12 protein-coding genes are annotated in these 13787 nt (G+C 34.6%); 7 read left to right on the forward strand and 5 right to left on the reverse strand.

The window, feature by feature from the left end; genetic code table 11:
* Nucleotides 1-11: 11 nt before the first annotated feature.
* The gene (locus tag YQ22_RS04655; RefSeq protein WP_071340242.1) at nucleotides 12-1496 is read right to left on the reverse strand and encodes a RagB/SusD family nutrient uptake outer membrane protein; all 1485 of its coding nucleotides are present in this window, start codon (nucleotides 1494-1496) and stop codon (nucleotides 12-14) included.
* 20 nt (nucleotides 1497-1516) lie between these two features.
* Nucleotides 1517-4582, reverse strand: coding sequence for a SusC/RagA family TonB-linked outer membrane protein (locus YQ22_RS04660; protein ID WP_071340243.1), 3066 nt, complete (start codon nucleotides 4580-4582; stop codon nucleotides 1517-1519).
* A gap of 207 nt (nucleotides 4583-4789) precedes the next feature.
* On the opposite strand from YQ22_RS04660, the gene YQ22_RS04665 reads away from it, so the two are divergent.
* The 5 genes from YQ22_RS04665 to YQ22_RS19165 all read left to right on the forward strand — a co-directional run bounded on the left by YQ22_RS04665 (nucleotide 4790) and on the right by YQ22_RS19165 (nucleotide 10245).
* Nucleotides 4790-5371 carry a ribonuclease HII gene (locus YQ22_RS04665; RefSeq protein ID WP_071340244.1) on the forward strand — a complete coding sequence of 194 codons (582 nt, stop codon included), beginning with the start codon at nucleotides 4790-4792 and terminating at the stop codon, nucleotides 5369-5371.
* Between the two features lie 42 nt (nucleotides 5372-5413).
* Nucleotides 5414-7867 carry a hypothetical protein gene (locus YQ22_RS04670; RefSeq protein ID WP_071340245.1) on the forward strand — a complete coding sequence of 818 codons (2454 nt, stop codon included), beginning with the start codon at nucleotides 5414-5416 and terminating at the stop codon, nucleotides 7865-7867.
* A gap of 117 nt (nucleotides 7868-7984) precedes the next feature.
* Nucleotides 7985-8677 (forward strand): TapB family protein, encoded by a 693-nt coding sequence (locus tag YQ22_RS04675; RefSeq protein ID WP_071340246.1) that lies wholly within the window; start codon nucleotides 7985-7987, stop codon nucleotides 8675-8677.
* A gap of 113 nt (nucleotides 8678-8790) precedes the next feature.
* Nucleotides 8791-9489 carry a collagen-like protein gene (locus tag YQ22_RS19160; protein WP_198033513.1) on the forward strand — a complete coding sequence of 233 codons (699 nt, stop codon included), beginning with the start codon at nucleotides 8791-8793 and terminating at the stop codon, nucleotides 9487-9489.
* A gap of 111 nt (nucleotides 9490-9600) precedes the next feature.
* Complete coding sequence (locus YQ22_RS19165; protein WP_071340248.1) at nucleotides 9601-10245, forward strand: collagen-like triple helix repeat-containing protein; 645 nt, start codon at nucleotides 9601-9603, stop codon at nucleotides 10243-10245.
* Between the two features lie 38 nt (nucleotides 10246-10283).
* Here YQ22_RS19165 and lipB read toward each other — a convergent pair whose 3' ends face one another.
* From lipB to YQ22_RS18890, 3 genes are read right to left on the reverse strand one after another with little or no spacing between them, the layout of a single operon-like run.
* A complete protein-coding gene (lipB, locus tag YQ22_RS04690; protein WP_071340249.1) occupies nucleotides 10284-10997 on the reverse strand; it encodes a lipoyl(octanoyl) transferase LipB in 714 nt (237 codons plus the stop codon).
* A gap of 26 nt (nucleotides 10998-11023) precedes the next feature.
* Entirely contained in the window at nucleotides 11024-11761 is a 738-nt protein-coding gene (locus tag YQ22_RS04695; protein WP_071340250.1) for a hypothetical protein, read from the reverse strand.
* 11 nt (nucleotides 11762-11772) lie between these two features.
* Nucleotides 11773-11928: a YqaE/Pmp3 family membrane protein gene (locus YQ22_RS18890; protein ID WP_074669928.1), complete on the reverse strand. Its 156-nt coding sequence runs from the start codon at nucleotides 11926-11928 to the stop codon at nucleotides 11773-11775.
* A 96-nt stretch (nucleotides 11929-12024) separates the two neighbouring features.
* Here YQ22_RS18890 and YQ22_RS19365 point away from each other — a divergent pair, with 96 nt between their 5' ends.
* Both YQ22_RS19365 and YQ22_RS04705 read left to right on the forward strand, forming a co-directional pair.
* The gene (locus YQ22_RS19365) at nucleotides 12025-13077 is read left to right on the forward strand and encodes a helix-turn-helix domain-containing protein (protein WP_071340251.1); all 1053 of its coding nucleotides are present in this window, start codon (nucleotides 12025-12027) and stop codon (nucleotides 13075-13077) included.
* A 105-nt stretch (nucleotides 13078-13182) separates the two neighbouring features.
* Nucleotides 13183-13746 (forward strand): TlpA family protein disulfide reductase, encoded by a 564-nt coding sequence (locus tag YQ22_RS04705; protein WP_071340252.1) that lies wholly within the window; start codon nucleotides 13183-13185, stop codon nucleotides 13744-13746.
* Nucleotides 13747-13787: the final 41 nt, after the last annotated feature.

Genomic DNA, 13787 nt, shown 5'->3' on the forward strand with positions numbered 1-13787 from the left:
TATACTAGTTTTTAATATCCAGGATTCTGAACCATGTTTTGATTAGCATTAATTTCCGCTATTGGAATAGGCAACTGAAATCTAAAATTGTCAGCATCAATGGTTGGAAAATCAGGAGGAGTTCCCGAACCATCAATAATATCTCCCATTGTTGAACGCTGTACAGGTTCACCGCGACGTTTTAAATCAAAAAATCTGTGACCTTCAAAAGCCAATTCAACTCTTCTCTCGAATTGAATAGCATCTTCAAGCGCCTGACCTGACTCACCACCGGCATAAGACAAATACCTTAAATCTCTAAGCTCATCCAAAGTAGTCAAAGCATCTTGACCTAGTTCAAACTGCGCTTCGGCTTTATTCAATAACACTTCAGCAGCACGAATAACCTTTACATCTACACGACCATTAATTTGCCCTGTTTCTCCTAAGAATTTTTTAATAGCATTATAAGTATTTCCTTGATTTGAACCTTCAAATTGAAGAACGTTTAATCTCAAATCATTCTCATCGATATTATTAAAGAAATCAAAATCTATAGCATACTCTGAAATAGTAGTATTGATAGTACCATCGTCATTCAACGTTCCTTGACTATACAACACACCTACATTATTACCATTACTCTCTGAAGATGTGTTTATTGCAAGCTCCACTACCAAACCAGCACTACTTACATCTGTATATACTTGCTGTAATTCGGTTATTCCATCAACTACTGTGACACCATCTGCCAAATCTACTGTCACTTCATTTGCAGCATCAATAACTTTTTGATATTCACCATTGTACAAATACACTCTTGATAACAAAGCATATACACCCTCTTTATTTAAACGACCCTCGCCATTACCAGAAGAACTTATTAATTGACTAGCTCTTTCCAAGTCACCAATTATTTCTGCATAGTTACTTGCAACAGTTTCTCTTGCAGGCTCAGCAAAAGGATCCTCAGTATCTCCATCTTCAGCTTTTAGGTAAACAACACCTAAAGAAGCGTTAGCGTCTGCAGATTGAGTTGGAATTTTACCATAAACCCTAACCAAATCAAAATGAGCCCAAGCTCTAATTGCCAAAGCTTGTCCTAAAATGTTATCCTTTTCAGGACCATCACCAAGGTTATCAATCTGAGCAATTACCAAATTGGCAACGTTTACAGCTTCATAAGCTTCACTCCAATATAAATCTATTGCACCACCTGTACTTGCAACATATCTATAATTGTAATAATCTTGATTAGAACGTCTACCTGTTTGTGCAATGATTACATTATCAGAAAGTATGTCTGGAATACCTTGCAAACCAGAACCAGTACTTGAATAATAATTCCACAATTGTCTATAAGCACCATCTACACCGTTTTGGAATGCTGAAACACTATTAAAGAATGTTTCAGGATTACCTTCTACGAAAGGTTGTAAATCATTCAACTCGTCATCGCACGACATAAAGAATCCGAACGAAAACAAAAGAACTAATATTTTTATATTATTTTTCATTTCTAACTTTTTTTTTGTTTTTAAAATCCTACTTCAACACCAAAAGTATAAGACCTTGTGTTTGGATAGCTAAATAGGTTAAATGACCCTGGTACGAAACCAGTATCTCCTGGTTCACCAGATTCCGCAGAACCTAAACCTACCTCTGGATCTCCGTTAAAATCAGTAATCGTGAATAAATTCTGTCCTGATACGAAAAATCTTAAAGAGTTTAGACCAATACCATCAATCATATCCCTAGGCATGTTATAATCAAGAGTTACAGTACGCAATCTTAAATAATCACCTTTTTCCAAGAATCTTGTTGAAGTTTGATCAGCAGTACTTTGATATAAAGGGCTAGGCAATACATCAGTATCTCCTGGTTGTTTCCAGTAATTAAAAGCTTCAGTTCTCTGGTTACTATCAATATTTCCTATAGCAATACCTTCTGAACGTTGGAAGTTATAAATGTAATTTCCGCCTTTATAAACGAAGTCACCTCTTAAACCAAATCCTTTATAAGAAAATGCGGTGTAGAAACCACCTTCAAAATCCGCTATAGGAGATTTTCCTTCCTGAATTTGTTGAAAACCGTCACTAAATTCCTCAGTAATATTCCCATCTAAATCATAGTATAAAGGCGCACCATTTGCAGGGTTTACACCAGCGTACTCTACTGCATAATAAGAATTGATTTCCTCTCCTACACGTAAAATATTATCTCCAAATGTACCTGTTATGATATCTTCACCATCTACCAATTCAACAACCTCATTATCAATAAAGGTAATGTTACCACCTAATGTCCATTTAAAATTTTGAGTTCTGATAACATCTCCACTTAAAGATACCTCAATACCTGAGTTTTCCAACTCACCAATATTTGAGAAGATAGAGTTGTTCTCATCACCCACTGTATAAGAAATTGGACGATCTAACAATAAATCTTGAGAGTTCTTTTTAAAGTAATCAACTACACCATTTAATCTGTTGTTGAATAAACCGAATTCAACACCTACATCAAATATTGCTTGAGACTCCCACTGAATTTGAGGGTTACCCACACCTACCGGTAAAGCAGTTGTTTGACCATTATACGTATTTGCAAAATCCAACAAGTTTAAATATTGGAAATCACCAATGTTTTGGTTACCCGAAGTACCGTAAGATGCTCTTAATTTCAACGTATTGAAAATAGAGTTTTCCATAAAGCTTTCATTTGCAATGTTCCAAGCCGCACTACCACTGTAGAAATAACCGTATTTATTATCTGGACCAAATCTAGAAGAACCATCACGTCTTACAGAACCAGAAACTATATATCTACCATCATAATCATAGTCAACAAATAAACCTTGAGAAAACAAAATTCTTCTGGATTCATTTGAACCTACAGAAGTTGCTTCTGCAGCTACATTTAAATATGGAATATCCGGAGAAGGAAAACCTCTACCTGATGCAAACATACTCGTAGCAATATTCTCATTGTATTCCAACAGGAAACTTGCAGAAAGATTATGAAGACCATTAAATGTATCTGAATAGGTAAATACATTATTTACATTATACTCAAAATCCACATTCAAGTTATCGGTCTGAGTTCCTGGGAAGTTAGCATCACCAACAAACCCCTGCAATACACCACCTGCTATAGAACGAGTTGTTCTATTATATCTATTGCTAATTAAACCAACACTAAAATTATTGGAGAATTTCTCTCCAAACGTCATGCCCGCGCTTAAGTTACCTATCAACAATAAGTTTCTTGTATCTTCAGGCTCTGTCTGCAATGCCAATGCAATTGGAAAACCTGACCTTGTAGGGTTATAAACATTATCACCTTGAGCATCAGTAACTATAGAGCCATCATCATTAGTTAAAAATAATGGGTCATATGGGTTATAATCATACATTGCTCTAAAAGGGTTCTGTACATTGTTTCTATCCCTTGGTAAATCTGTAGTACTACGAGAAACCGAAACGTTAGCCCCAATATTTAACCAATCTTTTGCTTGGTAATTTGTATTTAAACGAGCAGATACTCTTTCAAAACCATCAATATTTTCAATGATACCAGAGTTCTTATCATATCCTAAAGATAAATAATAAGTTAACTTTTCATCACCACCAGAAACAGAAAGATTGTTTGATTGGATAACAGAATTCTTAAGCAATGCTTCTTGCCAATCTGTATCTAAAGATGTTAGTCTAGCCAACTCCTCAGGAGTTGCAGTAGCACCAGGCAAGCTAGTAGCTGCACCAACGCCTAAAGCAGCGTATTGACGCTCCAACTCTAATTTTTGAGATGCATTCATCAAATCAAAATTATTAGGAATCATTTCACCAAAACCATAAGAAGAAGAGAACTTAACTCTTGCGTCACCTGCTTTACCTTTTTTAGTGGTAATCAAAACAACACCATTAGCACCACGAGAACCATACTTAGAAACGGTAGCCGCATCTTTCAAAATTGAGAATGTCTCAATATCACTAGGATTCAAGTTACTAATTGGATTGAAATCTCTTTCTGTGTCAATCGGAATAGGCACACCATCAATTACATATAAAGGAGTAGTTTGAGCGTTGATCGACCCTACACCTCTAATTTGTACGAATGCCGTATTACCAGGTCTACCGTTAGCAGCTGTAACCTGCACACCCGCGGCTTGACCTTGTAAAATGTTATCAATACTAGTAGAAGGAACAAAAGCCTCTATCTTTTCAGTAGATACAGTAGAGATCGCCGATGTAGATAATTCTTTTGACCTAGAACCATAACCTACAACAACAACTTCTTCCAATGCCTCAGCATCTTCTTCCAATTGTACATTAATGGTATTGGAAGCTCCAACACTCATCGTCACTGTTTTTTGACCTAAATAAGAAAATCTTAATTTTTCGCCTTGATTTACGTTAATGGCATAGTTACCATCAAAATCTGTTTGAGATCCGTTCGTTGTACCAACAACTACAACAGACACTCCCGGTAAAGGCAAACCGCTTTGATCGGTTACAACACCGGTCACTGTTTTTTCCTGTGCAAAGGAAAATGTCATGAAGAACACCAATAAAGGCGTCAACATCCACGTCAACTTCTGTTTCATAAAATTTGTTTTTGAATTAGCTTGCGCCAAAAGTCCAAAAATTTGCTTAGTATTCCAAAAGCTATCTTAACCCAAAAAAGTTATATGTTAAAAAAACACTTATTATTATTTTTTTTTCTGTATTTCATCGATTTTGTTGAAAATAAAACAATTATTTAACAATAAATCAATATTTAAAATTCAAAATTTTAAGTTAAAAAAAACATAATGCTTCTTAAATTTTACAAAAACATTAACGAAACCGGTACTGACGAGGCGGGAAGAGGTTGTTTAGCGGGACCTGTGACCGCTGCAGCAATAATTCTGCCAGAAACATTCGAGAATTCAATTTTAACAGATTCAAAACTGTTATCAGAACACAAAAGACAACTTTTAGAGCCATTATTAAAGGAAGATTGCATTTGTTTTGGAATTGCCCATATACAGCCAGAGATCATAGATGACATCAATATTTTAAATGCTTCTATTCTAGGAATGCACCATGCAATATCCAAATTATCGCAAATCCCAAGCCATATCATTGTTGACGGCAACAAATTCAAACCTTATAAAAAAATATCCCATACCTGCATTGTCAAAGGTGATTCTAAATATTTGAGTATTGCCGCAGCTTCAGTCTTAGCAAAAACAGCACGTGATGCCTATATGTTGAAATTGCACGAAGAATACCCTATGTACAACTGGAAAAAGAACAAAGGCTACCCTACCAAAGAGCATAGAGAAGCAATTAAAAAATATGGTATAACCAAGTACCACAGAACAAGTTTCAAGCTTTTGCCAAACAACTGATATAGTTTTACAAATAGTATAACTTTGTATAAATTTCTATTCATGAGACCTTTTCTAGCATACCTAATTATTGCCTTTATTTGCTATAGCTGTACTTCTAAAAAAAAGAACGATAATTCACCTTTAAAGGTAATACCTGAAAACGCTAGTTTAATATTTCAAATCAATGATTTTGAATCGGTTAAAAATGAATTTTCTTCCAATGAAATTCTAAACGGTTTAACATTGAATAAACCATTTTCCACATTAAAGAACACCCTTAAAGACTTAGGTCTTTTATCCAATCAAAAAAGCGGATTGGTTGCGCTCTCCGTTGACAGCCTAAATATAGATTACACCTTTATAACAAAAGATAGTCTCTCCATAGATAACTGGGCAGAACTAACCAGTAAAAGTAAAGAGGACCTCACTTTCAACGACTACACGGTTACAAAATACACAGTTGATAATGCAATATTCTACACTACATATCTTAATGATTTCTGGATTATGTGCTCTTCTCAACACCTACTTCAAGAAAACATTAATTCTGTAAACTCACCTCAAAAAAACAGTTCATTTAAACAACTTTACGAAGTATCCAACCATGAAAAGCTCATTAACATTTGGCTTGATATAGATAAAGGAACCACAATGCTTAACAATCTTTTAGGCAAAGACCAAAAAGTCTCCAATTTTGGCAGTTGGTTAACACTTGACGCCACTGTGCATGGTAACGAATTAGTTTTAAGCGGCATAGCACAGCCAAATGACCTTAATCAATATTACTTGTCATTATTCAAAAATATAAAACCTATAGAGAACAAAGTTTGGAATTTGGCTCCTAGTAATAGCAAATACATAACCTCATTTGGTTTTGATGAATTCAATAAGTTCATTGAAAATAAAACGCTAAACAACTACCCCACCCAACCTTTAGATTCACTATTAAGTACTGTTGAGGAAATTGGTATTACCGAAATTGACCAAGAAAAAATGCTGTTTTTAAAAACTTACGGTACCGCTACTTTACTTGACTATTTAAATACAGAAAAAGTAAGTACTGAAGAATTCAGTGGTAATGAAATATGGGAACTACATTCTGACAATACTATTTTTGCAACACTACAACCTTTAATTGGTGATATCACATTCACCTTCGCCAGTATTACCGAAAACACCTTTATTTTTTCAACATCTAAAACCATCCTAGAATCAGCCATTTCTAAAATAAAGACTGGTGACACCTTTGATAAGACACCTATATATAAAACCATTGAGACCAACCTTACCCAATCATCGAGTGTGCTTTCAATTTCTAATTTTGACGGCAACGCTGCCTTCTTAAACGAATCGGTTTCTAAAACCTTGGGTAGTTCGTTCAGCAATAGTCATTTGAAAGATTATGTTTTTGCATCACAGATTATCGCAGATAACGGTTTCTACCACACTAACTTCTTAATTAAAAAGGTTACTAATGAAGATGTTCAAAACACAGTTTCACAAGCATTTGAAATTCAATTTAATACTGACCTTGCAACATTGCCCCAATTTGTAACCAACCATAATAATGGTAGAAAAGAAATTATAGTACAGGATCAAGAGAATATACTTTACTTAATTTCCAATACCGGAAAAATTCTCTGGAAGAAACAGTTAGATGGTACAGTTCAAGGAAAAGTACACCAAGTAGATCTTTTCAAAAATGGTAAATTACAATTGGCATTTACTACAAACAACGAGTTTTTAATTTTAGACAGAAATGGAAAAGAAGTAAAACCTTTTAAAATAAACTATTCTGGCGGCAACCTTAATCCACTAGCGGTTTTTGACTACGAAGGAAATAAAAACTATAGATTCATAGTCACACAAAACAAAAAATTACATATGTACAATAATGAAGGTAAAACAGTAAAAGGATTTACATACGAAACTGCCGAAGCCAACATACTAAATTCTCCCCAACATTTTAGAATTGGAAAAAAAGACTACATTGTTCTTAAACTTGATAATGGTAAACTAAAAATATTAAATAGAGTTGGCAAAACCAGGATAAACATAAAAGACAAGTTTTCATTTTCCGATAATGAAATTAGGTTATACCAAAACAAATTTACTTTTACCTCGATGGATGGTATTTTATACCAAATTGACTCTCAAGGAAAAATTTCATCGAGCAATCTAAATCTAGCCAAAGATCACGGTATAGATGCCACATCTAGAACTTTAGCCATAATGAACGACAATATCTTACAAATACGAGACAAAAAGGTAGAACTTGAGTTAGGGGTTTATACCAAACCCGTTATTTTCTACCTCAATGATAAAATCTATGTATCTGTAACGGATATTCAAAATCAGAAAATATACATGTTTGACAGTCAAGCCGAAGCCATACCAAATTTTCCGATTTTTGGTAATTCCGTCATTGATATGGCAGATATGAACAGAAACAAAAAGCCCGAACTTGTATTCAAGGATCAAGAAAATAGTATTAAGGTTTATAAAATACGATAACACACCGAAAGTTAAGGTCTACAAACATTTATATACCGACCATACATTTAATCAACATAATCCTTAGGATTTTCATAAATTTAAATAGTTATAATTCAGAACCTTAACTATTACAAAATGAAAACTAAATTATTATTTACACTTGCCTTTTTAACTTGTATCACCACCTCTATGGCTCAGGATAATTGTAGTAAATTCTACCCCATGAACGAAGGTGTTTCTATGGAATACACTAATTATAATAAAAAAGGAAAAGTAGAGGGTGTAAGCTCATATAAGGTCGTAGAGGCCATAAATAACGGAAACGTCACTAATGCCACCATGGCTATAGACCTGAAAGATAACAAAGGGAAGGACGCTTATAGTACCACGTACAATTTAACGTGTACCGGAAACATGGTAACCCTAGATTACGAATCTCTTCTACCGTCTGAAATGATGGAACAGTATGGCGATATGGATATTGAAATATCGGGCAACGATATAGAAATACCAAATGATCTTAGCGTTGGCCAAAAACTTAACGATGCCAATGTTGCCATGAAAATTAGCATGAGCGGTATAAATATGAATATGACCGTTGACATGACCAATAGAAATGTAGAGAAAAAAGAAAGTATCAGTACTCCTGCCGGTACTTATGACTGTTACGTACTATACAGTGAAAACCGATCAAAAATGATGATGGCAAACCAAGTATACCCTTCTAGAGTGTGGCTTGCAGAAGGTGTGGGTATGGTTAAACAAGAAACTTATAAGAAAAATGGAGACCTTATGAGCAGTACCTTACTTACTGCACACAGCAAATAGACTAATGTCAAAACATAAAAAAACCGAGGCTTACACCTCGGTTTTTTTATGCACCTATGTTAACCATATGTTCTAAAACTTCATTAAAGGGAAATAATCCTAAAATATTAATAATGAAGACTACAACAAATTTTATCAAATGTGCGATTTTAGTATTTGCCATCACAGTTACATCATGTTCAAAGGAGGGAGACATTGGTCCACAAGGGGAACAGGGGATACAGGGTGAACAAGGAGAACAAGGACCTGCCGGTGAAGACGGGGAAGCGCTAGGAGTGCCCGGTCCACAAGGAGAACAAGGTGAACAAGGAGAAACTGGACCTGCTGGAGAAGATGGAACTGACGGCACAAATGGTACCAACGGTGAAGACGGAGAGGATGGCAATGCTAATGTAGCCACATACACCTACGACCTTTCTTCAGAATCCGGAGCAACGATAACAGTCAATGCAACTGCTTTGTCCCAAGAGGTTATTGATAATGACTTAATTCTTGGATATCTTTTAAAAAATGGAAACACCTACACTCCCATTCCTGCACCAATCTATGCTTTTGGACTTGGTGACAATAGCGATATTGCCGTAGAAATAAGCTTGAACAGATATTGGATGTTCTTTTATGAAGTAGGAACAGAGAACTTAAAATCTGTAACTGCTGGTCAGTTAGACGAGTTAAAATTGATAGTTATAGAATCTAGCAGTACAACTTCTGGCAAATCAAGTAAGGCAAACACATTATCGAACTTAAAGTCTGCTGGTGTAGACACCAACGACTATTATGCAGTCATGGATTATTATGGATTAGCATACTAATCTGATTTTAAAACATAAAAAATAGAGGCTTTCACCTCCGTTTTTTTATGCTGTTATGCCAACCTTTACAATAAAGCCTCATTAAAAGGAAATAACCTAAAAATTTTAATAATGAAGACTACAACAAATTTTATCAAATGCGTAATTTTAATATCCGCCATTTCATTTATATCATGCTCTAAGGATGGAGATATTGGTCCACAAGGGGAACCGGGAATACAGGGTGAACAAGGAGAACAAGGACCTGCCGGTGAAGATGGAACGAATGGCACTAATGGTACCGATGGAACTAACGGTGAAGATGGAGAAGATGGTAATGCTAATGTAATTGCATCAGATTGGTTTGGTCCAGACGCTCAATACTTTGTAATTAATGGCTATACAAAATATGCCGAATTTGAAAAAACAGTTACAGAAGTAGATACTGATTTTTATAACAAGGGAACTCTTCTAGTGTACGCCAAATTTGATAATTATGTCGAAGAAGTATGGCCTTCTGATCATATTTCACTGTTGCCATTACAAATTAGTGGTGGAACTACTGAACATATTTACACTACATATACGGCTATTGGCGCCATCAAAATAAGATACCGTCGAGAGGGTGAATTTGTACCTGAAACATATACCATCTCAGCTTCTGCGCTGTTCCGATATGTATTAATTCCACAAGCAACTACAGGTAAAAACCAAAAGGTTGATTTTTCAAAAATGACTTACGAAGAGGTAATGGATCATTTAGGATTGGAGTATTAAAATACAATAGCCTAAAAAATAACAGAAAAAACCGAGGCTTACACCTCGGTTTTTTCATTTACCTCAGCTTCAAAAAGTATTTGAAAATGCTTTAATAATTTTTGCTTCACTTTTTCTAAATTAACTTCTTTCTTACCTAACTCCACGTTTAAAGAAGTAACCGCCTTACCTTTTATTCCGCACGGGATCATTAAATCAAAATAACCTAAATCAGCATTGACATTTAACGCAAAACCATGCATAGTTACCCAACGCGATGCTCTTACACCCATAGCACATATTTTACGTGCAAACGGAGTACCAACATCTAACCACACACCTGTTTCACCAGGCGAGCGCTCCGCTTTCAATCCATACTCCTTTAAAGTCAAAATGACCATTTCTTCTAAAAAACGAAGGTATTTATGTATATCCGTAAAGAAGTTATCCAAATCTAAAATAGGGTAACCTACTATTTGTCCAGGACCATGATAGGTGATATCCCCCCCTCTATTAATCTTATAGAAAGTGGCTCCTTTATCCGCCAAAACTTTTTCATCTACCAAAAGATTGGAAATGTCTCCGCTTTTTCCCAAAGTATACACATGGGGATGTTCAACATAAAGAAAATGATTGGGAGTTTCTAAGTTCAGATCTTCTCTCCTATTGCGTATTTTAAGATCAAGTGTCTCTTGAAATAGCTGTTCCTGATAATCCCAAGTTTCTTTATAGTCCTTAAGACCTAAATCTTGTACTTGTACCTTCTTGTTCATTTTACAAAGGTACGAAAAGCTATAGCCTATTTCTCTAATTCCACTTCAATGACTACAGATTCTGGGTCTTTCATCATTTCTAGAAAATTAACTTCATGCACCATAGTTTTTCCATCCATGGAAAATGTAGCTTCTTCTATATTGGTAGATTTTACACGTCTTGGAAAATGATACTTAAATGTATATGTAGAGCTAGATAAAAACATTTCTGCACCTGCTAAACTATCTATGCTCCTTTCAAATAATGTTTGATCAAGAATTACTGTCTCTCGTTTGAATTTGTTCTTCTTAAAAGTATAGTTGACCTTTGTTGCTTCTTCTGGAGCACCACCCGGCATAGCATTACCCCCAGCAATGGGACCAATAGAACTTGCACTTTGAAAAGAATTAAACGCATCATTGACTTCTGATACTTTGTTGAATTCAGTAAACATATCAAAATTCATGATTCCTTTATCCGGATCAACGTTCATATGAAGTTTAAAAGGCTCTAATCTTTTTAATTTTTCTTGCTCCTCCAAAGGTAGTTTAGCTATGCTATCTTTCTTTTCTATCAACAAATCTCTAAATACCAAAGTGGAGTCTATAGCCTTTTCCAATTTTGTAGAATCTGTTTCTGGCAACATTTGCAACATTTCGCCCCCATCAAAAGAAATACTCATTTTGCCGGAGCCATTTTCATTAAAATAAATTTCTTCTGTAAAATTACAGGCAACAAAGAATACTGTTATTAAAACAGCAGTGAAGGTTTTTAAAAGTTTCATGAAAGATTTTTCTAATTAGGATTGTTCAAAATGACCAATGCGGCAATTACGCCAGGCACCCAGCCGCAAAAAGTTAAAAGTAAAACAATTAGAAAAGAACCACAACCTTTGCCCAAAACCGCTAAAGGAGGAAAAAAAATGGCGAGCAATACGCGAATTAAACTCATTTGATTATTATTTTGATTGATTGATGTACCTTATACGTCGCAAGTATAACCACTTTGTTACAAAAACCGATCTTAAAAACTATCATTATTTAACCAATGCCTAAAAAGTTATTTTTAATTTACCTGCTATTTTCTTTTTCCTATTGTGCCGCACAATACAGCTTTAAAGGTCAAATTGCAGAACAACAGTTTGGCAAAACTATATACCTTTCCATTATTGAAGATTACAGAAAGTTCGACAAAATTTCAATGGAACAGATTTTAAAGAAGACTACAACAGATTCTTTGGGCTATTTTAATTTTAGCGGAGATAATTTAATGGACCAAAACAGGATTTATAGAATACACGTGGATGAATGTTCTGATCTTGGCACTAATTCCGATCATTTTTTTGGTAGTTGTGAATACAGCAAAAGTATATTGTTCATTGCCAAAAACACCGACACCATTATGTTTCCGACATCATTTGACAATGAGGCGCTATGTGAAATTTCTTCCACTAATTCTTCATCTTCTATGTTTTTGGATATTGATGTGCTAAAAGAGCAAATGGCATATGAATTCAATGAATTTAGAAGTAAGGCAAGTAAAAAATTAAACTCAAAAAAATGGTTTTCCTCTTTGCAAGATTATGGAGCTAACCTTAATGAACCACTGGCAGAATTATATATTTATAGCTTTTTATCCGATAGAAAAAATGATACTTACTCCTATTACTTAGCTGATATCAACAATACGGACTATTACACATCTCTAGGTAATCGTTTACGTTCTAAATACCCAGAAATTAACCTGACTACATTATATAATAACGAAATAGCGATTGACCAACAAATTGCTGACCGTAAAGACCCTTCAGCCAAACTATGGCAATGGGTATTGCCGTTTTCACTTGTTATTTCTATCGGGTTCAATATCTTTTTAATTCTAAAATCAAAAAAAGATAAAACAAAACTACAAATTTCACCTTTGACCAAACTTACAGAGCAGGAACAAAATATAGTATCCCAAATTCTTAAAAGCAAAACCAACAAAGAAATTGCCAATGACATGTTTATTAGCGTTAGCACCGTAAAAACACACATAAACAATGTTTACAAGAAATTGGGGGTAAGTACAAGAGATGAAATAAAGCAACGTTTTCAATAACCCTATAAATCTCCACCCTGGGTCTAGCCCCCATTTCCACCCCTTAAAACCTAATTTTCCCTAATAATTTCTAGAATTTTCAGATCTAATCTAAAATCATAGATCATGAAATTTTCCTTATTAATTATTGCATTTATTTTAAGCTACACTACTACAATCCATTCTCAAAAAATCAACCAAGAAGTGCATATTGAGAATCAACAACCATTTCTACTTGGCAAAATTACACCCGAAGCTCTTTCCGCAAACACCTATAAAACTTGGTATCTTCCTAATTTCAGCAACTATAAAGCTGATACCGAAAAAATAAAACTCATTAAAAAACACTTAAACGCTTACAAAATATTAATATTTATGGGCACTTGGTGTGGTGATAGCAAACGAGAGGTTCCGCGATTTTTAAAAATTCTGGAGCAAGCTGAATACCCTAATGAAAACTTAAAAATCATTGCCCTTGACAAAAGAAAAGAAGCCTATAAAAAAAGTCCACAAGGTGAAGAGTGGGGATTAAACATTAGAAGAGTTCCTACTTTTATCTTTTATAAAAATGGCAGAGAAATAAATAGAATTATTGAAACTCCCATCACCAGTTTAGAAGACGACATTTTAAAAATTGTTAGCCAACAAGTCTACCTACCCAATTATGGGACATCATTACATTTTGACTGACAACAATTGATATCATCTAGCTTATGATTAATCGAGTATTT

The sequence above is a fragment of the Maribacter sp. 1_2014MBL_MicDiv genome (assembly GCF_001865655.1).
In the GTDB taxonomy this organism is placed as follows: domain Bacteria; phylum Bacteroidota; class Bacteroidia; order Flavobacteriales; family Flavobacteriaceae; genus Maribacter; species Maribacter dokdonensis.

What these genes read in the sequence shown, in the direction of transcription:
- YQ22_RS04655 (WP_071340242.1), bottom strand. Translation starts at nt 1,496, where the DNA reads ATGAAAAATAATATAAAAATATTAGTTCTTTTGTTTTCGTTCGGATTC.
- YQ22_RS04660 (WP_071340243.1), bottom strand. Translation starts at nt 4,582, where the DNA reads ATGAAACAGAAGTTGACGTGGATGTTGACGCCTTTATTGGTGTTCTTC.
- YQ22_RS04665 (WP_071340244.1), top strand. Translation starts at nt 4,790, where the DNA reads ATGCTTCTTAAATTTTACAAAAACATTAACGAAACCGGTACTGACGAG.
- YQ22_RS04670 (WP_071340245.1), top strand. Translation starts at nt 5,414, where the DNA reads ATGAGACCTTTTCTAGCATACCTAATTATTGCCTTTATTTGCTATAGC.
- YQ22_RS04675 (WP_071340246.1), top strand. Translation starts at nt 7,985, where the DNA reads ATGAAAACTAAATTATTATTTACACTTGCCTTTTTAACTTGTATCACC.
- YQ22_RS19160 (WP_198033513.1), top strand. Translation starts at nt 8,791, where the DNA reads ATGAAGACTACAACAAATTTTATCAAATGTGCGATTTTAGTATTTGCC.
- YQ22_RS19165 (WP_071340248.1), top strand. Translation starts at nt 9,601, where the DNA reads ATGAAGACTACAACAAATTTTATCAAATGCGTAATTTTAATATCCGCC.
- lipB (WP_071340249.1), bottom strand. Translation starts at nt 10,997, where the DNA reads ATGAACAAGAAGGTACAAGTACAAGATTTAGGTCTTAAGGACTATAAA.
- YQ22_RS04695 (WP_071340250.1), bottom strand. Translation starts at nt 11,761, where the DNA reads ATGAAACTTTTAAAAACCTTCACTGCTGTTTTAATAACAGTATTCTTT.
- YQ22_RS18890 (WP_074669928.1), bottom strand. Translation starts at nt 11,928, where the DNA reads ATGAGTTTAATTCGCGTATTGCTCGCCATTTTTTTTCCTCCTTTAGCG.
- YQ22_RS19365 (WP_071340251.1), top strand. Translation starts at nt 12,025, where the DNA reads ATGCCTAAAAAGTTATTTTTAATTTACCTGCTATTTTCTTTTTCCTAT.
- YQ22_RS04705 (WP_071340252.1), top strand. Translation starts at nt 13,183, where the DNA reads ATGAAATTTTCCTTATTAATTATTGCATTTATTTTAAGCTACACTACT.